Source organism: Pseudarthrobacter arbutini, assembly GCF_054510915.1.
In genome coordinates, this window is sequence record NZ_JBTNDQ010000015.1 from 45,758 (window position 1) to 66,585 (window position 20,828).

Annotated in this window: 12 protein-coding genes and 3 pseudogenes; 9 read left to right on the forward strand and 6 right to left on the reverse strand. The window is 61.5% G+C overall.

Annotated elements, in window-relative coordinates; genetic code table 11:
- Positions 1 to 473 precede the first annotated feature (473 nt).
- From ACX80V_RS16795 to ACX80V_RS16810, 4 genes and pseudogenes are all read right to left on the reverse strand, one after another.
- Positions 474 to 707 (reverse strand): hypothetical protein, encoded by a 234-nt coding sequence (locus ACX80V_RS16795; RefSeq protein ID WP_485844091.1) that lies wholly within the window; start codon positions 705 to 707, stop codon positions 474 to 476.
- 322 nt (positions 708 to 1,029) lie between these two features.
- On the reverse strand, positions 1,030 to 1,197 hold the full coding sequence (locus tag ACX80V_RS16800) for a helix-turn-helix domain-containing protein (protein ID WP_485844160.1): 168 nt from the start codon (positions 1,195 to 1,197) through the stop codon (positions 1,030 to 1,032).
- A 30-nt stretch (positions 1,198 to 1,227) separates the two neighbouring features.
- Positions 1,228 to 1,587 (reverse strand): annotated as a pseudogene (locus ACX80V_RS16805) (recombinase family protein); the annotation flags it as partial.
- A 93-nt stretch (positions 1,588 to 1,680) separates the two neighbouring features.
- Positions 1,681 to 3,750: a tetratricopeptide repeat protein gene (locus ACX80V_RS16810; protein ID WP_485844092.1), complete on the reverse strand. Its 2,070-nt coding sequence runs from the start codon at positions 3,748 to 3,750 to the stop codon at positions 1,681 to 1,683.
- 636 nt (positions 3,751 to 4,386) lie between these two features.
- Here ACX80V_RS16810 and ACX80V_RS16815 point away from each other — a divergent pair.
- The 3 genes from ACX80V_RS16815 (at position 4,387) to ACX80V_RS16825 (ending at position 6,920) form a co-directional block, all read left to right on the forward strand.
- Entirely contained in the window at positions 4,387 to 4,764 is a 378-nt protein-coding gene (locus ACX80V_RS16815; protein WP_485844093.1) for a serine hydrolase, read from the forward strand.
- The gene (locus ACX80V_RS16820) at positions 4,736 to 5,761 is read left to right on the forward strand and encodes a serine hydrolase domain-containing protein (RefSeq protein ID WP_485844161.1); all 1,026 of its coding nucleotides are present in this window, start codon (positions 4,736 to 4,738) and stop codon (positions 5,759 to 5,761) included. The genes ACX80V_RS16815 and ACX80V_RS16820 overlap by 29 nt, the downstream gene beginning before the upstream one ends.
- Before the next feature lie 196 nt (positions 5,762 to 5,957).
- Complete coding sequence (locus ACX80V_RS16825; RefSeq protein WP_485844094.1) at positions 5,958 to 6,920, forward strand: GlxA family transcriptional regulator; 963 nt, start codon at positions 5,958 to 5,960, stop codon at positions 6,918 to 6,920.
- Between the two features lie 201 nt (positions 6,921 to 7,121).
- Here ACX80V_RS16825 and ACX80V_RS16830 read toward each other — a convergent pair whose 3' ends face one another.
- Positions 7,122 to 7,637, reverse strand: a complete 516-nt coding sequence (locus ACX80V_RS16830) for a hypothetical protein (RefSeq protein WP_485844095.1) — start codon at positions 7,635 to 7,637, stop codon at positions 7,122 to 7,124.
- Between the two features lie 369 nt (positions 7,638 to 8,006).
- Here ACX80V_RS16830 and ACX80V_RS16835 point away from each other — a divergent pair.
- From ACX80V_RS16835 to ACX80V_RS16855, 5 genes and pseudogenes are all read left to right on the forward strand, one after another.
- Positions 8,007 to 8,206: pseudogene (locus ACX80V_RS16835) on the forward strand (Tn3 family transposase); the annotation flags it as partial.
- 569 nt (positions 8,207 to 8,775) lie between these two features.
- Positions 8,776 to 12,738 (forward strand): helix-turn-helix domain-containing protein, encoded by a 3,963-nt coding sequence (locus ACX80V_RS16840; protein WP_485844096.1) that lies wholly within the window; start codon positions 8,776 to 8,778, stop codon positions 12,736 to 12,738.
- 1,064 nt (positions 12,739 to 13,802) lie between these two features.
- Entirely contained in the window at positions 13,803 to 14,285 is a 483-nt protein-coding gene (locus ACX80V_RS16845; protein WP_485844097.1) for a toll/interleukin-1 receptor domain-containing protein, read from the forward strand.
- Between the two features lie 539 nt (positions 14,286 to 14,824).
- Positions 14,825 to 15,491 (forward strand): annotated as a pseudogene (locus ACX80V_RS16850) (recombinase family protein).
- Between the two features lie 672 nt (positions 15,492 to 16,163).
- A complete protein-coding gene (locus ACX80V_RS16855) occupies positions 16,164 to 17,036 on the forward strand; it encodes a hypothetical protein (RefSeq protein ID WP_485844098.1) in 873 nt (290 codons plus the stop codon).
- A 432-nt stretch (positions 17,037 to 17,468) separates the two neighbouring features.
- Here ACX80V_RS16855 and ACX80V_RS16860 read toward each other — a convergent pair whose 3' ends face one another.
- On the reverse strand, positions 17,469 to 19,241 hold the full coding sequence (locus ACX80V_RS16860; RefSeq protein WP_485844099.1) for a zinc-ribbon domain-containing protein: 1,773 nt from the start codon (positions 19,239 to 19,241) through the stop codon (positions 17,469 to 17,471).
- A 441-nt stretch (positions 19,242 to 19,682) separates the two neighbouring features.
- Here ACX80V_RS16860 and ACX80V_RS16865 point away from each other — a divergent pair, with 441 nt between their 5' ends.
- Positions 19,683 to 20,705, forward strand: a complete 1,023-nt coding sequence (locus tag ACX80V_RS16865; RefSeq protein WP_485844100.1) for a putative endonuclease domain-containing protein — start codon at positions 19,683 to 19,685, stop codon at positions 20,703 to 20,705.
- The last annotated feature ends 123 nt before the right edge of the window (positions 20,706 to 20,828 follow it).

A 20,828-nucleotide genomic window follows, 5' to 3' on the forward strand; every position in this document is an offset into this window, starting at 1 on the left:
CTTACGCGTAACTCGATAACCGGCTTGGCAGCCCCTGTCGTTTCCCTGCTGTCAATATGAGGCCACGGACAATCCCGCTGCCTCGAGATCCCACTACGAAGCGCATCCCTGACACTAGCTGGAAGGCGACCGGTGTCCTTAGCGTGGGATATTTCACTTTTTCACAAGCCACCCAATAAAGGAGTCCCGGATGAAGCGCAGAATCGCGTCATTTGCCCTTGCTACTACCGTTTTCACAGCCTTGATGGTCCCCCTTGGGGCCGGGCCGGCGGCAGCCGCCCCCACCGGATGCTGGGCAGGTGGAGGGTACACCTACACCAACGCATACTGCTCCGGCGGGAATGGTTATTATAGGGCGGTCGCCGTCTGTAAGCAGACCTTCTGGCCCTACTACAGTGCGTTCGTCGAGAGCGACTGGAAGCGGGCTGGGAGCGGACAGACCGCAACGAAATGGTGCCCGCTCGGGTACAACGTCATGACCCGTTGGGTAGGACTGCGCAACTAATCTGCTCAGTGGGTTCCCGAAGCGGCTGCCTTGGCCTGTCCTTGGCGATCGCTTCGGGAATGAGGGCTTTGACCCAGTCCGGCTGGTCTGAAGCGATGACGATGTCGGTGCGGCGGTTGATGTTCCGCTCCTCCTCGGTGTTGCCGGGTGTCAGCGGCCGGGATTCACCGAACCCGCTCGGGGTGATCTTCTCCGGCTTCACTGCGCCGCCCGCACGAAGGTAAAGGAAGTTGGGCCGGCGAGAGACAGTATCAATTCGTGCATCCGCGCCGAGACAAGTCAGTAATCCTAGATCAAGACAGTCTCACTTCCAAGGAACTGGAACGCCCAGGCCCGGCCCTTCGTGTCAGTTTCAGAAGTCGTCTGCACTGAATCCCGCGGAAGTACGGGACTTGTGCAGACGACTCCTGACACGGACGCGCTCGAAGTCGTCTGCACAAACCGTCGTTTTGTTCGAAGTCGCAGACACAAACCGTCATTCTGTCTGAAGTCGCGTGCACCAACCGCCAGCGACGCCAGGGGTCTTAAGCGTTTTGCTGGTTCTCGGCGGTCAGCGCCTCCGGAGGGCGGGGCGGCAGATGACGGTAGAGGCTGGAACGGGTGATACCCGTGACTTTGACGATCTCGGAGATGGACTGATCCTCCTGGTCGCGAAGGTGTGCGGCATAGGCGAGCTTCGCTGGATCGACCACGCTGGGCCGACCGATCCTTTTGCCCTTAGCAGCCGCAACGGCACGCGCGTGGGCTGCGCGTTCGATCGCGTAGGTTCGTTCCATTTGGCCGAAGAGCGCGAGCATCACGACTGCCAGCTGCGACATGGGATCCTCCGGATTGGCGGAATCAACCCTGATCGGGTCGGCCAGGTTCCGGACTCCGACGCCGCGGCCTGCCAAGTCGGGGATGAGGTTCAGGGTGTCCCGGACGGTGCGGCCCAGCCGGTCCAGGGTGTGCACCACAATCACATCCCCCTCCCGGGCTTGGTCGAGGGCTTCATGAAGTCCTGGCGGGTTGGTGGTGGATCCGGACTTCTTGTCCACGTAGATGTGCCGGGCGGGGATTCCCTCGCCGCGTAGTGCGTCGACTTGCCGGTCGAGGTCCTATTTAGCGGTCGAGACGCGGGCGTACCCAATATCCATGGGACTACTGGTCCAGAACCGCCGAACCAAAGTTGAGAGTCACAAATCGCTCGGATGGCCGAGGCCGGCCGCCTGGCGGTAGAGCTTTTCGGCCAGTTCCGTCTGCCCGCGTCGGGCGAGCAGGGCACCGAGGTTGTTCATGGCAACCGTGTTGCCGAGGCCGGCCGCCTGACGGTAGAGCTTTTCGGCCTGCTCCGTCTCGCCCCGCCCCGCGAGCAGGGCACCGAGGTTGTTCATGGCATCTGCGTGGCCGAGGCCCGCCGCCTGGCGGTAGAGCTTTTCGGCCGGCTCCGTCTCGCCCCGCCCCGCGAGCAGGGCACCGAAGTGGTACATGCCGCCTGCGTGGCCGAGGCCCGCCGCCTGGCGGTAGAGCTTTTCGGCCGGCTCCGTCTCGCCCCGCCCCGCGAGCAGGGCACCGAGGTGGCTCATGGCATCCGCGTCGCCGAGGCCGGCCGCCCGGCGGTAGAGCTTTTCGGCTTGGTCCGTCTCGCCCCGCCCCTCGAGCAGGACACCGAGGTTGTACATGCCGCCTGCGTCGCCGAGGCCGGCCGCCCGGCGGTAGAGCTTTTCGGCCTGCTCCGTCTCGCCCCGCCCCTCGAGCAGGACACCGAGGTTGCTCATGCCGCCTGCGTGGCCGAGGCCGGCCGCCTGGCGAAACAGCTTTTCGGCCTGCTCCGTCTCGCCCCGCCCCTCGAGCAGGGCACCGAGGTTGCTTATGCCGCCTGCGTGGCCGAGGCCCGCCGCCTGGCGAAACAGCTTTTCGGCCTGCTCCGTCTCGCCCCGCCCCTCGAGCAGGACGCCGAGGTTGTACATGCCTATTGCGTTGCCGAGGCTGACTGCCCGGGTGAACAATCGCGCCGCGATTGCTTCCTGGCCGCTTTCGTAGGCGGTCACGCCGGCGGTCACAAGGTTTCCCTCGGGTGCCTCGCCGCGCGCGACCTCCTCCCAGGTCTGATCCGGAATCTTGTCCCCGTGGGCCGTGATGTGGTCAAGAAGATAGTCGAAGGGACGCCAGCCGCCGTTCACCGGGGAGAGCAGCCGGAACGCACCGCCGCCTGTTTTCCTGTCTGTTGCCCAGCTGATAGCGCTGGGGAGATCCTCCACTCCGTCGTCGAGTTGACTGCGGGTGAGGTACGTCGGGGCCAGGGCTTCGGCAATCGCTTGGGGGATGGCCTCTGCGATGCCGCTGCGGCGCCAGTCCACTGCAGCGTGGATAAGGGCTGTGCCCAGAGGATGCTCGCTCTTTCCCGATTCCCAACGTTCCTTGGCAAGGAAGCCGCCGCCGATGTAGGCGCCCACACCGTAGCGGGAGATGCCGGCGCCTATCCGCGCGTCCCCGCTCTGTTCCGCGAGCCGTTGCCGCTCGCTGTCGTCGTTTAGGAGGTGCACTTTGTGGAATTTGAGCAAGAGGCCCCACTGGGTGCGGTTTAGGTTACCGGTGGGCTGAAAGCCTTCGTAGGCGCTCTCCCGCATCGTGGCAATCACGATATTCCTCGCCCCCGTTAGCTCGTCGATCCACTTGCCTTTGAGGTTCTTCGGATCAGTGATGTAGCGGTCCAGATCATTGAGCCAGATCACCGCTTGGTCCGGCATCTCGCCACCGTTCATCAGTTGGGCTAGCCCGTCCGGAGCATCCGGGATCACGAGCACCCGCTCGCCATAACGGGCGCGCATCATCTCGGCGGCCATGCGGGTCTTGCCGGCCATCGAGGGGCCCAACACCAGGGCCGGCGCCCCATACTCCAAGACATCCAGCAGCTCGCGTTCCGCATCGCGGTGCAGGTACGGGACAGTTTCCAGCGCTTCATGAACGCCAAGGGTTTCGAGGCTCGTCCCGGCCACGGTCGGGGGGCGCCCGGTCCCGTCCCCGGCTGTCAGGATCGAGTTCTCGAGTAACCCTGTGCGGGCGTCGTGCGCCTTGGCATCCTCTTTCAGACGCACCAACAGCACTCCGCCCACACCGGCCAGGATCGCCAGCATGACGATCAACCATGAAGGACCCTGCCATTGGTCAACGACAACCGCCAGGACAGCCAGGATGACAGCGAACAACAACAGGACCCACGACTGTTCCCGCCGCCGGTGGGGAATCCATTTCGACTGGGCCATCCTGCGTCACCCCTGATCTTCTCGCAGCAATGTTCGTCGCTCATATGCGTCAATCTTGGCCCTGCGTCCCAGGGAACGGAAGCCCCTGCTCCTGAGAAACCGGCCGGGCGGAAAGTCACATCCGCAGCGGCGACTTAGCGAAGGAGGAAAACCGGGCGGTAGCGGAACCGCCATTGCCGTTCGGCCTACGCGGTAAGGACCCGCTCTCTGGCCCTGAGTGCAGAGGACTTCGGACATTCCGTGCAGTCGACTTCGAAAAACGACACCCGAGCCTCGGAGTGGCCTAGGCGGTGGTTCTCACAAATAGTCCTCGACCGGTAGAGTCGCGTCCGGAACCCTCGCATCGGGTCTTGAGAAGAGAACACCATATGGCTGCACGCTGCCGGGGTGCCCTGTCCGGCGTGCTCATGGCAGTGATCGGTTTCGGAGGGCTGAACGCGGTCGCCGGAGCACTGATACTGCAGACCCTCGGGTTCGCGCTCTCTGCTGGACCTTGCTGGACCGAACGGCTTCCGCGGCGACTGGCCCGGGTCACCGGATCACCGCTGATGGCCGTAATCGTCAACAACGTGTCATGGCGCCGACCCCCTAAACGGGCGCAGACTTAGTTCATTCCATCAGTTGAGACGAGACGAAATGTACCAGACCCATTTCACCAGCCAGACCCGTATGAGACTGCGGCTGTGGCTGCTCGTAGGCCTCGCCACCTGTATGGCCGCCGGGATAATGCTGGCTGGGTTCATCGCCCGGCCGGCCACCGCCAGCGGAGATCTGCAGAGCTTCACTGAACAGCTTGACCGTGGTCAGGCCAAGTGGTTGACAGGGGCCGAGGTACGTGGCGCTTCGGTGGCATTGGTCCGAAACGGTGAAGTGGTTTGGCGCAACGGATATGGTCAAGCCGACGCGGCGCGCGGTCTTCCGGTCACCGCCGACACGGTCTTCACATACGGGATCGATTTCCAAAGCGGTGACTGCCTGGGGCGTGATGCGGCTCGTCGAGCAGGGACGGATTGACCTCGACGTGCCGGTTGAAACCTACCTGAGTCGATGGCAGTTCCCGGCCTCACCGTATGACAGTGAGGGCGTCACCGTGGGTCGCGTATTGAGTCACTCCGCGGGATTGAACAATCAGGACTACTCGCCATTGCCGACCACCAGACCGCTGCCCACCTTGGAGGAGTCGTTGGCCGGTGAGAGCGGTGGTGTCGATGCTCGGCCCAGGCCCGACGATGTGCGCATCACGATGGAACCGGGACAGCAGCTCGGTTACTCGAACGGAGGGTTCACGGTGCTGCAGCTGCTCGTCGAGGAAGTTACCGGCGAGGAGTTCTCCGCGTACATGCAACGTGAGGTGCTTGACCCCCTGGGGATGTCCCGCAGCACCTTTCAGTGGCGGGACGACATGCAGGACGTGACTGCAATCGGGTACGACGACGCCGGGCAGCCGATGCCCAACTCATTGTTCACCGAGCGCGCGTCCGGCGGGCTGTACAGCACGGCCACGGACCTGGCCCGGTTCATGGCGGCGGGCATGCCCGGACCTGATGGCGAGGCCCCGGGACGCGGCGTGTTGTTGCCCGGGACGTTTTCCCAGATGACTGCCGCGTTTACCCTGCCGGATCAGATGCGGACCAGCCTTGGGTACGAGGTCGACGCACTCCCAAGCGGCGCCACGGGGATCGGGCACGGTGGTAGCAACAGGGGTACATCAACGCAGTTTATGACCCTGCCCGATCGGGGCGAAGGCATCGTCGTACTCTCCAACAGCCGTAGCTACGCAGTCACCGGCGTGGTCATGCAAACCTGGGGAGCATGGTTGGGAACCGGTTCATCGAACATTGGGGTCAGACTGGAGAATGACCTCGAATCCGTGGCGATCGCGTTTTCGATCGTGGGAGGCCTGCTGGCGGTGGGTGCCCTGGGTTCGGGCGGGTACCTCCTCAGGGGAGTGTTCGTCGGGCGTCGGGCCTGGCGGTGGCGCTCCCTGTCTCCCGCGGTATTTGGGGTTTGATCGGTAGGGTGGGCGCGTTCACGCTCGCTGTCGCCGCCGTGGCCACGGGGTGGAGGATGACGCCAGAGCGGGACCTGATCGCCTCGTACCTTCCGACAGAGACCCACCTGTTGATGGCGGCTCTCATGCTCAGCTGTCTCGCCGGGGCGGCTGCTGTCCTGACCCGGCGGACCAGGAAGATCTCCGGGAGCCAACCATGAGCGGACCTCGGATTGTGATCGTGACGTTCGCGTCGGCCCAGATCCTCGACGTGACCGGGCCGCTAGAGGTGTTCTCCAGTGCCTCGCGGTTCCTGCCCAATGTCGCCTACCGCACCGAGGTCGTGAGCTCCGCCGGAGGGCCAGTGTTGGCCACCTGTGGCTTGGAGTTCGGCACCACCCCGATTTCTGACGTGAGTACCCCTATCGACACACTCCTGGTCGCCGGCGGACGGGACATGGACGAGGCCGCCGCAGATGACGAACTGGTGAGGCACGTGCGCCGGCTGGCCGACCGCGCACGTCGAGTGACCTCGGTCTGCTCCGGGGCGTTCCTCTTGGCCGCTGCCGGGCTGCTCGACGGGCGTCGTGCCACCACGCACTGGGCAGAATGCCAGCAGCTGGACAACGACTACCCCGGGATCGCGGTCGACACCGACGCCATCTTTGTCCGTGACGGCAACGTATGGACCTCCGCCGGGGTGACGGCCGGAATTGACCTGGCGCTGGCTCTGATTGCCGACGATCACGGACGACAGGCCGCAGCCACGGTAGCCCGACAGCTGGTGGTCTACCTCCGTCGTTCCGGCGGACAAGCCCAGTTTTCGGCACTGCTGGCCGCGCAGGAATCGGACAGTGAGCCTGTGAGCGACTTGCTGTCGTGGATACCTGAGCACCTCGCCGACGATCTCTCGATCCCCGCGTTGGCCCGCCGGATCAACCTCTCTGAGAGGCAGTTCAGTCGGCTGTTCAAGGCCGAGGTGTCGAGCACGCCAGCTGACCATGTGGAGTCGCTCCGCATCGAGGCTGCCTGCCGACTGCTGGAGACCACGCTGTCTTCGGTGGAACAGATCTCCAAGACCTGCGGCTTTGGCACTCCGGAAACGATGAACCGCACCTTTCGCCGTCGGCTGAACACCACCCCCGGCAACCATCGCCGTCACCTCGGCTCCCTCAGCTGATCCGGTCGTCACCAACCGGGCTGGGCGTTACACAGCTGCGTACACGGGAAGCATTACAGAGTTGGCCCCGTGGTTCCGCCGCTCTGCAAAGATGCCTTCGAGTGTCTTGCGAACGATCGTCACCGGACGCAGCGAGGCGTCAGCGTCGGATTCGACGAATTCACAAGCCGCCCCTTCACGGCCTATTACGCGCCTCGACCCTTATGTCTCCTTCGTCGTCTTAGTCTCCTCATGGACTTCCTGGGCCTGCAGAGCACGAATACCGCGCTCTGCGAATTGGCCGAGCGCCACGGAACCGAAATAGAACCCAACTACGACTGACGTCACAGACGTAAAGCTCGTCAACATTGCGGCTGTTACTGGATTGAGCGGGCGCGGCTTGCTTGGATCTATCGGGTCCGGAAGATAACCGAAGAAGAGGGCCCACGACAAGACCACAAGATAAACCAAAACGACGGTGGCCGCGATAGCATCGCGCATGGCCACCGAGCCTGGCTCGCCCCTTACTGTCCGTTCATAGGACCATATTCCCCAGAACGTGAACAGCCCGAGCAGTGTCAGACCCACTGCGTATCCCAGGTCCTGGAAGGTTTCTAGATAGTTAAACGTGAAATACTCGGCAGCTGGCGCGAGAAGAAGGATAAGAACGTCGGGCAGCAACACCCGCACCCAGACGCGGTCCCTGAAACGGCTTCCCGCCGGCTGGCCGTCGATCATTCGGATCCCCACCCGCTCTAAACGTCAGTAGTTGAGGCCGTCTTCGGCGTACGGACTCCCTACCCTAAATTGCGCGCTCCTCTGTCGGATATTGTCAAGGAGAAAAGTCGCCAATGTTAACGGGCCCTTCGGATTTAAGTGTTGGTTTCGTGATTTCTTCCGGTAGGGGCGGTGGCCTCCTGCCGCGAGCAGGTTCCTGATTCTGTAGTTCTCGAAGTTGCGGAATCCGCGGGCGATCCGGCGGGTTCGTCCCGGGCACCCTGCTGCGAGATATCCCCCTGAGCAAACCGGTCAGCGTGCGAAAATCTCCTGGTCAGGAGGCTACTCAGGCATATCCGCCCGATTCTTCCCGAGTACTACGGCGACCCCGTTCTCTGGAACACCGTCTACCTCGACCGCACCGTCACCACCCTGAACAGCAACGGCAGGCCCACGGATCCTGACCTCCTGCGGTTCCCCTCACCCCTGGGCTGGGAACAATCAACCTCACCGGCGACTACACCTGGCCCCGCGCCAACCAGATCAAACCCGGCAACTACAGGCCACTACGCCGCACGGCAAAACCTTAGCGCTGGATATTTCACTTTTTCACAAGCCGCCCCTCACTAACCCTGACAAGGAGGGGAGGACGCAACTCGTCCCGCGTCGGTCAGGACACCCCGAACCCAGAGAAGCCCCGCCGACCAATCCAGAGGCCAACTGAGCAGACAAGACCTGGTCAGGCAATCACCGAACCGGTTGTGCAGGCGAGTAAGGAAATTTGTGCAGACGACTTCGGAAAATGACACGTGCTGGTCTGGACTGAATACGTGTTCCACTTACGTATTTTGTTTCGTTTCGTAAACAAGCTGATCAACGCCCGCAGCGAGAGCTTTTTGTAGAAGCCTTCGTTCCGCAAGGCCGCACCGAAAAGACGCGGAATCCTGCCAGCCGATGGTAACTACGGATGGCAGAAGGATCAGCACCCACTCTGGGTCCGTTGCTTTTCGGTGGATCTGCGTCTTCATTCATCATTCTGCTTCTGCCGGATCCCGTATCGCGGCATTTCCCGGCCAGCGCCCGCGTCTGCACTGTCGCTGATGGGCAGTCGGCAGGTCGGTGAAAGTCCACAAAGCCCACAACGTGTTACTGTTTTGGTATGAACAGTGAAGGTGAAGGCAGTCCATTTGTAAATGTGAGGGAAACGGCCGCCTTGCTCGGTGTGCATGAGAACACCGTCAGGAACTGGGTGCGAGGGGGCACGTTGACTTCAGCGCGTCTGCCGGACTCATCGCAGCATCGCTTCGCCCGGACAGAGGTCGAACGTCTTCTCAAAAAGCGCGGCAAAAGCACGTCGTCAGTAGCCCCCGCCCTTCGGGCCGACGGGCCGGAGCTGATCAGTGCTAACGAACTTGAAAGTTGGGCGGACCGTGATGATGCCAAAGGAGCCTTTCCAGAACTGATCCGTCGCCTTTTGGCTGTGACTCCTGGCATCACCAACGTCGACGTGCGGTCGCACGAAGGTGGTGCCGCGCCCGGATGGGATGGAACCGCGACGTCCACTGGAAGCACATTTCTCCCCTCGGGTGAGCTGCGTTTCGAGTTCGGAACCGAAGCCAACCCGAAGGGCAAGGCGCAGAGGGACTACGACAAGCGCATAGAGTCACTCCCTAATGACGCGGGCTCAGTATTCGTGTTCGCGACACCCCGCAACTGGGCAGGAGCGAAGAAATGGGTAACCGATCGAGTAGCCGAATCTAAGTTCGCCGGCGCTGTGGCCCTCGATGCGCACCGCCTTGAGGGTTGGCTCCAAGCGTCTCCTTCGGTGCACTACTGGATTTCCGAGCGCCTTGGGTACCGGCCTCGCGACGCACAGACCATCGAACGGTGGTGGAACTCGCTTCAAGGGCGCATCGAGATCGCGCTTCCGCCGGAGTTCTTCGTTGCCGGGCGTTCAGCCGCGGCCGATGAGTTGCTTGCCGCTCTGACGGGTGCAGCGCAGGCGGATGCGGTCGTGACGCTGGCCGCCCAGTGGCAGGACGACGCTCTGGCCTTCCTCTTCTCAGCATTGGCGACGCATGAAGAGCTTCTTTACCGCACCGTCGTGGTGACTGATAAAGCCGCGTGGCAGCGGTTGGTCGAGTCGCCGGTTCCCCTGCTCCTTGTGCCGCTATTCGAGGGCGAACCAGACCTTGCGTCGACGGTAAACGGCGGACACCGTGTCGTCCTACTCGCCGAGGCTGACGACGTCGTTCGCAGTGGTAAAGGAATCGAGCTCCGAAAGATCGATCGGGTTGCCGCTCGAGAGGCTTTGAAGGCAGTAGTTGCCGACTCGGACAATGCGGAAACCATGGTGGCCCTAGCCCGTCGGAGTATGGCCGCGTTCATCCGTTCCATTGCAGTTGAGCCACGCTTCCGCAAGCCAGGCTGGGCATCTAAGCCTGAGTCCGCTGCCATTCTGGCGCCCCTGGTACTGGCCGGATTGTGGTCAGGCCATGAAAAAGACCTCCTCGCCCTGGAGAAGTTGGCTGGGCGAGCACGAGACGAGATAGAGCGACTCCTTACCAGCCTGGCCGGCCGTAGCGATGCCCCTTTTGTCCGCTCGGGAGGTACGTGGAGGTTGACCTCGCCAGTAGAGGCGGCCTTGCTCCTCTTGCCTACGTTGACGACCAGCGACCTGGCCCGCTGGGCTGAAGTCGTTGCGCAGGTTCTGCTGGAACCCGATCCCTTTCAAGGCATGGACACTGTAAGCCGAATGACAGCGAGTGCGCAGGGCACGAAACCGGGATATTCGGAGATATTGAAGAAGGGACTCGCGAACGGTTTGGCGCTTTCGGCAGCGAGCGAGGTCGAACTTCCACCGCACCTGGAAATGCAAAGTCGAGTGGATAAGCTCGTCCACGGATTGTTTACAGCAGCAAATGCCGACGCGTCCGGCGAGACCTGGGCGCGGTTGGCAGGTTCCTTGCCTGCGTTGGCCGAAGCGTCGCCGGAGGTGTTTCTGGACGCCGTCGAGCTTGGCCTTGAGCAACCGCATCCTGTCCTCTGCACAATGTTTCGGGATCAAGCCCAAGACGTCGTGTTCGGCCCGTCATCGCCGCATCCAAGTCTTTTGTGGGCAATTGAAACGCTTTGCTGGTCGCCCACCTATTTTGGCCGCGCAGCGCTGCTTCTCGGCCAGCTTTCCTTGATCGACCCTGGAGGCCGGCTCAGCAACCGTCCGATCTTGAGTCTTCAGACCGTCGTAACTGGCTGGCTTCCTCAGAGCGGGGCTACGGTTGACGACAAACTCGAGGTAGTCGAGCGGATCCTTCAGCGCGAGCCGGGCGTTGGCTGGAAGCTCCTCATGGGAGTGTGGCCTGAGAACCATGCGACCGCATTTCCCCCTCACGCGCCTGCATTCCGCGACTGGAGTCCGGTCAGGCAATCAGTGACCTACGCGGACTGGGGTCATTTCGTCCACAGGCTTGTTGCCATGGCCATGGGTGTCATCGGCACTGACACTGGACGATGGCTGGAGTTGCTTCCCAAGATCGCTATGCTGCCCATCGATGAACGGGTTGTAGCTATCAATAAGCTTCGTGAGGCTGTCGGCGCCGACACTTGGAAGGAGGAAGAACGGTATGCGATATGGGAAGCATTGATCAGCGAGGCAGACAAACACGAGGAGTATGCGGAGGCCGAGTGGGCTATGTCCACCGACGATGTTGCCCTTCTTCGTGCCGTTGCTGATGACCTGACACCTGATCATGACGCGCGCCGTTTCTCCAATCTCTTTGACTGGCGCCCGCGTATTCCTAACTACAAGTGGGGAGAAAAAGGATACGAGGTAGAACTCGCCCGCTTACAAAATCAGGCACTCGAGGAGGTCCTCACACTCGGCCCGGAAGCGTTGGCAACGTTGACCCTTGATGTGAAAACGCCGCACATTATTGGTCGCATGCTCGCGGCAAGGAGGGGCGCCCCCGAACAAGCGATCCTCGGTTGGCTCAGCCTTCAGGAAGAAAACCTACGGCATGCCGCTTTGACATTCGCCGGCGACAAAATCCACGTTGAAGGCTTCTCCTGGGTCAAGGCTGCACTTGCCAGTCCTGCATTGAAGGAGCCGGAATCACAGGAAAGACTCATGGCTGCCGTCCCGTTCGCGAAGCAATATTGGACCGAGATGGCCACCCTTGGAAAGGAACTCGAGGCGGCATATTGGAATCGAGCTCAACACCGTTACGCCGCCCCCGAGGAGCGCCCAGAAGCGATTGATTTGCTCGTCAAACACGATCGCCCATGGGAAGCAGTAGCGCTCCTCAGCGACATGCTCCACGACAACGGCGAGCCCGGTGTTGGCCCCGTCAAGACGGTTCTCAACGCGCTCCTCAACGGGCCCGGTCCCGTCCACGACACGACCATGAACAGCTATTACCTCGGCAACATCCTGAAATACATGGAGGAGCGCTTTCCCGACGACAGGGAGCTCCCAGTGTACGAGTTCACGTTCTTTGAACTGCTACATGATCACCATCCGTCAGTTGCGCTCTACCGCGCCCTGGGAACGGACCCCAGCGACTTCGTAAGCATGATCAACGCTCTATACCGTGGCGATGATGAACCAAAACGGTCCCTAACTGCTCAGGAGAAAGCGTTCGCCCATCGGTCCTTCACCGTTCTTCAGCATTGGCATACCCTTCCGGGTCTCGCCGAAGATGGCACCATTGATAGTTCCCTGTTGACCGCTTGGGTGAGGGGCGCCCGCCTCGCTTTCTCCGACAGCCAGCGCGTAGCAATCGGCGATGAACAGATTGGTCAGATCCTCGCGTCAAGTCCCGTCGGCGCTGACGGCGTTTGGCCCGCGGAACCGGTCCGGGAGATCATCGAGAACATTGGGAACGCCCGGCTCGACGCGGGAGTGCACATCGGCAAAATCAACAAACGTGGGGTTACCAGTCGAGGGATTTTTGACGGGGGAGATCAGGAACGCGAACTCGAAAAGCAGTACCGAGAGATGGCAGCCAAGATTTCTACTCGATGGCCGCGCACTGCCCGTGTGCTGCGCGGCATCGCGGAGAGCTATCAGCAGGATGCTCGTCGCCATGATGCTCAGGCCGAGAGAATGAGCGACGACGGCTAGAACGGGATTCCTAGTTACTTACTCCTGGTCTTCTGACAGTTGACGTCGCAGAGGCCAGCCCCCGCAGGGGGCTGGCCTCTGCGAATTAAAGATCACAGAACAGGGCGTTCATCCGCTGGAAGAACGGGCAGGCCCACGGCCCGACCGACCTGCCTGAAGCCGCGTCCGAGCTCCCGAGCCGGTACCGGATACCCTACGTCGTGCAGGACGCAGCCTAACCAGGCTTTCACAAGCGCTGTACTGCCCGACCACGAGCCGGGCAGTACAGCGTTCACCGCAGGCGGTCCGCGCCCATGGCTGGCCTGGGCTGCTGGTTGCCGGCGGAGGACCGCCATACCGCCGGATCCAGGTGCGGGGCCCTGCCCGCCGGCGGTAGGCCCAGGTGCCGCCGAGGCGGGTTTTCGTTGGGTCGGGAGGGCATGTTCGCCAGGGCTCATACCCATAAGGGCGTCCGCTGGCGCGGCCGACTGTTGGGTCCAGGGTGCGCCGTCGCAGAGCTCCGGACTCCCTGAAACCTGGTGTGTCTACGACGTTTTCCTGACTGCTGTCGTTATGTTGTTATCGGGCTCAGTTCCACGGCCGTTGTAGGGTCGTGGCAACCCAGGGGAAGTGGGTATGGCTTTGGTTGCTGTGCTGGACGCGCGGGTTCCAGTGATGCCGCATCCGATGGCCGCTGACCTGGCGGTATCCGGGCGCTGAACTGACCTACGGATTTGTTGCAGACCGCATCAATCTCCCCGTAGTGCTGTCTGTTCCATATGACCAGGCATTACTAGTAGTCCGGAATCAGTTTTGTCAGTGGGCGCTGATACGCTCCGGTCATGAGCATATGCACAGCCCCCCGTCGTGGCCACAGATCAGCAGCTGCGCGGGCTGCCTGCCCCACATGCGGGGGCAGAGGTTATGGGTACTCGTCCAAGTCCTACTACGCTCCGCCGACCTACTCGCCGCGCGGCAGCGGGGGCGGCTCGAGCAGCGGAGATGGATCAGTCGGAGCAAGAACTCGGCCGAGTTGGTCTCCGAGTACCTCAACCGTCACTTACTCGCCAGCTGAAGTGCGGGCCTTGACGCCTATTCGTCGTACGGTCGAGTTACGTGCGGGCCTGCCTGACCTTCGCGATGTCTTCCTCTGCCACGCGTGGGATGACCGACGCGGTGCTGCCACGGAACTGCACGACCTGCTTGAGGCAGAAGGTGTCTCGGTCTGGTTCAGTGAAAGGGACATCGCGCTTGGGGAGCCCTTCCTGCGAGAAATAGACAGAGGCCTGGCTAAGTCGCGTACGGGTCTTGTTCTCGTCACGCCTGCGTTGCTGAAGCGCATCGACAGCCGCGGGGTTTCTGACAAGGAGCTTTCGGCACTCCTTGCACGTGACCTGCTGATCCCCGTCGTGCATGGGACGACCTATGACGAACTTCGGTCAGTAAGTCCTTTGCTCGGCTCTCGGAACGGGTTGGACACGGGGGAGGATACGATGGCGGTTGTTGCTGCCAAGATCGCCGAGTTGGTCACCTACGAAGATGAGTTGCCGCTCACAGGGACGGACTGAGCAATGGACCCCCGGTTGAAGGTCCATATCAAATGGTGCTGCTGTGACAGTTGCTGGTAGCTAGCTTTGGTCACGTCCTGAACGTTTTGAGCGGGAGGGACGTCTTACTCAACCAACGAGATAGGCCAACATACATGAGCGGCTTGCGGGTAACGGTGATAGTCGGGGTGTCAATCTGCTTTGCTGCGTCTGCCTCCCTAATGGCGATCGGCGTCCACTTCTTGACAACGGAAAACTGGCTACTGGGCATCATCATGATTGCCGGAGCCATAGTGTCGGTGGTGGGCGGGATAGTAGTCCTTCGTGGTTTTCGCCCGATCATTGGCAAGCCACACGACGGCTCGACTGAACCGTAGAGGGATCCGCTGTTAGCGCGTCGCGGAGGGACCTACTCTTGGCGGGTTGACAAACAAGAGCTTTTCAAGACACCGTCACGGACCTCGGCGTGGGCAAAGGGAATGTGAGAGCACCGGACCCGCCGATGTCTCGCAAACACGTCTCACCGCTAACCGTCTCAGCGAGGGCGAGCCGGGGACTTTATAAGTCAGAATGGCCCGAGTCAGGTCGGCTATACGCTCGTCAGCACTTCCAGCCAGGACGCCCAGTTACAACTGAACGCGCTAGTCGCCGCAGGCGTGCAGAAACGCGACGTCTTCGCCGATATCTGCCGGGAGCAAGACGGCCATCTAGCGGCCCGGAATGAAGAAGCTCCTTGACCACGTCGATGAGGGCGACACAGTCGTACTGTGGCGGGTCGACCGGTTGCGCCGGTCACTGATCGACGTGCTCAACACCGTGACTTTGCTGCGCGACCGCGGCGTCCACGTCCGTTTCATCGCCGACGGGATCGGCCCGGAGACCTCAACGGACCAGCTGATGCTGAACATGCTCGCCACCCTCGCCGAGTATGAGCGCGAACTGATCGTCGAGCGGGTCAACGCCGGCATTCCAGCCGCCAGGCAGAACGGCACACGCTTCGGCCGGCCAGTGTCGGACCCGATCGTCACCGCGGAAAAGCTCGCGATCGCCCAGGACGCCTGGGCCAAGGGACGCACGGCGGAAGACGCCGCCCGCCTCGTTGGCTGGAGCCGCGCAACCCTCTACCGCCACCAGCTAGCCCTCGTTGCACGCGAGAGCGCCACAAAAGCAGGTGGTCCTGAACGGCGCGTGACGGAGGCCCTCGCTTCCCGGCCTCGCACCAAGTAGCGCCTCGCTGCGCTCGGGCTGTACAAGCCGGAAAGGAACGGGAGGCCGCCATCACCATCTTGACGGCATCGGCCTTGTCCCCATCGACGCTTGCCGTCTCCTGCCGGTAGAGAGAAATGATCAGCCCGCGTCGCTTCCATATCCTTGGAGGGACGAGCAAGGCCAACTGGCCCCAGATCGGGAGCAGGCGAGGTTTTCCCAGCGCTGCTCAATGGATTCAAACGCAGATGATTGACCTCTCGTCAACCTAACGTGCTCCTACGCAGCGGATGCATCGGCTTGAATTTGTGCATCACAGGCCGTTTAAGAGATCTTTACGCGGGGAAGAAGCGCTGGGATTTGGCCAACCGAGTTGGAACGCGTTTCGTCCTCGCTTAGTTTTAGTGACGAAACGTGGTGGAGCCCGTCATGAAATAACCTCTGCAAACCAGCGGATAAAGTAGGCCGAGGCTTCACAACATGTCCCCTGGGCCCGATCATTCCTGAAATGATTTGCGTAATCATTGACGGTGACGGATTGGATAGTCCCACGAAAGGACCTCAGCAGAGGCTAGGCTATCAGCCAAGTCGTTGACAGAGAGGAAAGCCTCCGTGAGTTCAGAAGTCCCAGGACACCTGCTCGGGACACAACAGCATCGGACTGCACGGGACCTCAGTGACTATCTCGTTCACATGACTACAAGCCCGGCAGCCCTGGCAAGCATCATCACCTCAGGCCACATCGAAGCTCGAAAGCCCTTCGGTCTGGGTCGGACTCTCAATATGGTCGGAGACAAACACAAGGCTGCCTGCTTCACCGAGATGCCCCTGTCTGAACTTGATCGATTGAGAGACCGCAACAGGTCCTGGGGCATTGCGTTCAAACGGGAATTTGTACTGAAGCAAGGCGGCCAGCGTGTTTGGTACCTCGACGCGGACAAGGCGCCGTACCGGGCCATCTATGGACTCAAAGAGATTGCGTACGACAACCGCGACTGGACCAACCCACTCTGGGAGCTCACGCCCTTCATTGACGAATGGAATCCCGAAAAGAAGTACACCTTCGATTGGGAACGCGAATGGCGGGTCGTCGGCGGACTGAGGTTTGACCATGAAGACGTAGTCCTTCTCATAGGCCTTGACGGTGTGGCCCCCCTTTTCCACGAGGAATTCAGAATCGGCGCGCCGTATTTCGACGCTCGGGACGAAACTTACCAGTGGGACGGCGACACCATCCCGGAGATCGGGGCCAACATGGACGCAATCCTCGAAGAGTTTCACGCCGCGTATGTGACGCCAGATAACGCTGGAATCCCGTATGACAGCGAGGACGGGTACATGTGGGCCGGGTGCGCTACGGCCTATGAAACCGAGGACGCACTCGAATATCTGTTGCCTGATGCCCCCTGGGAAGTCCTCAAGGCCTTGGCCGACCATCTCAACCCGATCAGCGTTCAGTGGGCGGACCGAGAAGAACTCGAAGCGCACGATGACCACGAAGAGATGCCGCCCTTTGAGGGCCTTGGGGAAGAAAGCACCTTCCGGCCACCCAATTGGAGCCTCTAACCCGATGCAGATGTGCCGGGACACGTAGCGATCCCGTGCACCATCCAGTAGCCCTCTGGCCAAATGCGGCCACTACACGCAGCCTTCACACGTTGCGCGAGGAAGCAGCGTTCCTGGCGAGTTGCGCACCTACAGGCAACCAGCTGCACTCCCTCTCCCAATTGATGCTGTGAGGGGCTGCCGCCGTCAACCAGAGCCGACCATCGTTGAGGTTGGCGGTGTTCCAGAACGTCGCGTAGTTCAACTGTCCGGCGCCAGCGGTTGAGCGCTTTGACGTATCCCGCTCGCACCAGTGGACGACTGCCGCCTCTTAGAAGGCCGTGCTTTGATATGCCACTGCTTTACAAGCTGGCGGTCGTGGACACCACTTTCCTCGAATCTTCCTAATCCTCGGCCAAAGTTCGCCAATGACCTGATCTGTTTAGGACGCGATCAGGCCGTTGCGCTCCCCGCCGCGACGTCTCGCTGCCATTGGTCGACCTCTGCGATCATCTTCTCCGGCTGCGGTGCGGTGGCGTAGACCCGCAGCTCCACGTACCGCGGATCATCAATAGCTAGAGAGGGCAGGTCGTCTTCACGAAGCCTGATGACCAAGTAGTCGGCGGCGAACAGGTCGAGGCTCTTGGCCCGGTCGGTCAAGATCTTTGCCTCGGGCCTGTGCCAGTGCGCCCCGTCGTATTCGATGGCGATCTTCGTCCCGTCATGCTCTACAAGAATGTCCACGCTCCAGCGTGGCTTGGTGACAAAGGCCTTGTCCCTGACAGCGGCACCTGAGCGGACTTTGGCGAATACCTTTTTGGCGGCGGCAAAGTGGTCCAGTTCGATCTTTGATTTGCCGACTACCTGGCACTCTGGACAATCAGAACCGGACGATCTGGACGCAAGCGACGCCCCCCACTGGTGCTCACTGTTTACAGAGCAGATCCATTTTGGAAGAAAAGATGTCTGGGCAAACGGGCGCAGGTGCCATGGAGTGGTGGGGTTTTCCGGGCTCCATTCCACGGCAAGGCCTAGGTCCTGCCAGCCGCAGGAGTGCAGGATGGTCTTGCACTCCGGACAAAGCCATCGCTGGTATTTGTCCCGATTCCTTACCGAGTCCTTCCATTCGTAGCCGCAGCAGGCTGCCCTCCACCAGAAAGGTCGTGTGGAACCAGGGCCGACGGTTACCGGTGTGAACTTGGTGCCGTTGCGCGTGGGGTGCCATTGCGCAGCAATCTCCGGAAGGACACTCGCCAGCGTCTGTCGTCCGTTCTGTTTTCGAGTCGCCTGCGCACGGCAGATTGAGCATCCGGCCCTCAAATACCTGTAGGGATCCAACCGGGGATGGTGGCCGGCGGGACACTGGAATCGTCGCAAGGGGCCGTTCCCACAGACCATCACGTTCCGGGGGTCCTCTTCATCATCCCAGGCAGCCAGCAGCGCTGGAATGTCGGCTACCGGAACACTCCGCAGCCGCTCGGCCTCGGCCATGTCTCGCTCATGGCATGCCGGGCACAGTGGGGTGATGGCCATGATGTAGACCTGTTCTTCGAACCGGTGGTCGCAGTCGGGACAGACCCAGTGCGCTGTGCGCGTGGCCTTCACCGTGGCCGTCTTCAGTTCAGATTCCGGGTTGGATTCGTGGTCCCACCAGCTGAGTGCGGCGTTGTCCGAAACCACGAACAGGTTTTTCGCGCCCCGCTTCTCGCCGTCTGCTTTCCGGGCGCCGACACCGCCGGTCCGGGTGACCCGAGTGCAGTGGCAGCCCCACCCTGTGATGTCGATAAGCTGCTTTGCTTTTTGGATGCCACAGGACCGGCACTTTGCCACCACCGCATGTCCGGGTTGCAACGGAAGCAGTTCGCCGACCGGGTCAAAGCCATGCTGATCCAGAAGCTGTCGTTGAGCCTCCACACTGACGGGTTCCGAGATACCCCCATGGTCCTTCGCCCAATTGGCCCAGTCACAGCGCCCGCAGCCGGTCACGTTGAATGCGCGTTTATCCAGCAGGGTTACGAGCCGGTAGTGGCATTCGGCCTTGCAGGTGAGGCAGCGCGTCAGCCACCAGTCCTCGGGGCTGCCAGGGAAGGCTTCAAGCGGTTCTAGGTCGACATCGGCAAGAACGTCGACAAGGCATTCATCACACCAGGCCTCTTTTTTCCGCGTCTTAAACGCCGATTGCCGTTCGCACCCCTCGGTGGAACACAGCTGAACTTTTTGAGCCACTTTTCCCTGAACCTTTCCTGCCCAGACATTCTCCATCCTTCTGGCCAGGTATCAGTTCAAGCGCTTGTCGTGTCGTTCCCTTAGGGGTTGACAGTGTGTTGGCATGCGACGACCGGAGACCGTCGGCCTAGTCAGTTATGGCTTCCAAACCCATCAATTGGCGGGGCTTGGACCCTCTGGTGCAGATCCAGGCACTACGGGCGGCCACGGCGTCCGCGGCCTTCCCGGTATCCCCGATCGAGCCGGTTCAGCCTGGACCCCGTTGGGCCGGCCTTGTCCCTATCAGCGGTCAACAGGTGCCTCCGCGACAACACCCCCCGGATCATCAGCAACAGGGCGAGAAAGTCATACCGGGTCCAGCGACCATGCCCCCGGCGCTCGGGGACCCAATAAATGTAACGGGGAGAGTCAGCTGTCGTCGGCGACAGGGACAATGGTGCCGTGAGCAATTTCAACTTCGAGGCAATTCTCGCCGACCTCCCAAAGGCACCAACCAAGGTGTCGTCGCGCACCTTTCGGAGCGCTATCGAGGAGGCGCTCATCCAGACCTACACGCGTAGCGACCTCGAGACGGTATTCGCCGAGGAGCTTCGGCTGCCATGGCCGGAGACCGAGCAGCAGCCAACCCAAGCCGACTACTCGAAACGTGATGTCATCAAGACGTACACCGCGGGCTGGGGTCTTCCCCAGCTCGTGGCCCTTGCGCGACGCATCGTCGCTGAGCTCGAGGTAACCGGCGGGCTCCTCGCCGATTTGACTGCTCTACTCGCAGAGTACGACCGTGGCGGAGGCGTTGGCACGCCGGCAAAGAACTTGATCTTCGCCGCGAACGGACCTAAGCCTGAGCTTGTGCTGCGCGACGCCGTCAACAACGACATAGAGATCGTCCGCAACGGCGAGTACTGCCTCGTCTACGGTCAGCCGATCCCTGCTGATGGTCTGACATTCAGCAATCTGATCGAGTGGTGGAGAGAGCATGAGGGCTTCGAATACACCATCCCAGCACGGGACGTCGGAATGCATCTGCACAATCGCCTGCGGGCTTCCCTGGGAAACAACATGGTTGAGCTCCGCATCTTCGACGCCTACGCGGCACGCTACAAGGACGGCCAGTTCGACATCCCGGCTCTGATCCCACAGGTCTACCTGCACTTCGACCCCGCGACACAGTCGGCTCGTCGATCTGCTGGCCAGAGCGGCAGCCCGTTGGCACGGCAGCGGATGGACTTCCTCATCCTGTTCTCCAGCAGACATCGCGTGGTCCTCGAGGTTGACGGGAAGCAACACTACGCGAACGGCGATACCGCGAGCCCAGCCCTCTACAGCGAGATGGTCTCCGAGGACCGACGGCTCAGGCTCGCCGGCTACGAGGTCTACCGGTTTGGCGGGGCCGAGTTGATGAAGGACGGTGCAGAGAAAATGGTCGCCGAGTTCTTCGACCAGCTCGCCGCGCGTATGCGCTGAGAGGCAATTTGGCGTCCTGAAATCCGGTCGGTACTCGGGACACTCCATGGACATCCCAAATCGGCCTGTCCAGCTCCTCACAGGTGTGTTTCGCGGCGCTATTGGGTGCCTGGTGCAGACCCC

What these genes read in the sequence shown, in the direction of transcription:
- ACX80V_RS16810 (WP_485844092.1), bottom strand. Translation starts at nt 3,750, where the DNA reads ATGGCCCAGTCGAAATGGATTCCCCACCGGCGGCGGGAACAGTCGTGG.
- ACX80V_RS16815 (WP_485844093.1), top strand. Translation starts at nt 4,387, where the DNA reads ATGTACCAGACCCATTTCACCAGCCAGACCCGTATGAGACTGCGGCTG.
- ACX80V_RS16820 (WP_485844161.1), top strand. Translation starts at nt 4,736, where the DNA reads ATGCGGCTCGTCGAGCAGGGACGGATTGACCTCGACGTGCCGGTTGAA.
- ACX80V_RS16825 (WP_485844094.1), top strand. Translation starts at nt 5,958, where the DNA reads ATGAGCGGACCTCGGATTGTGATCGTGACGTTCGCGTCGGCCCAGATC.
- ACX80V_RS16830 (WP_485844095.1), bottom strand. Translation starts at nt 7,637, where the DNA reads ATGATCGACGGCCAGCCGGCGGGAAGCCGTTTCAGGGACCGCGTCTGG.
- ACX80V_RS16840 (WP_485844096.1), top strand. Translation starts at nt 8,776, where the DNA reads ATGAACAGTGAAGGTGAAGGCAGTCCATTTGTAAATGTGAGGGAAACG.
- ACX80V_RS16855 (WP_485844098.1), top strand. Translation starts at nt 16,164, where the DNA reads ATGACTACAAGCCCGGCAGCCCTGGCAAGCATCATCACCTCAGGCCAC.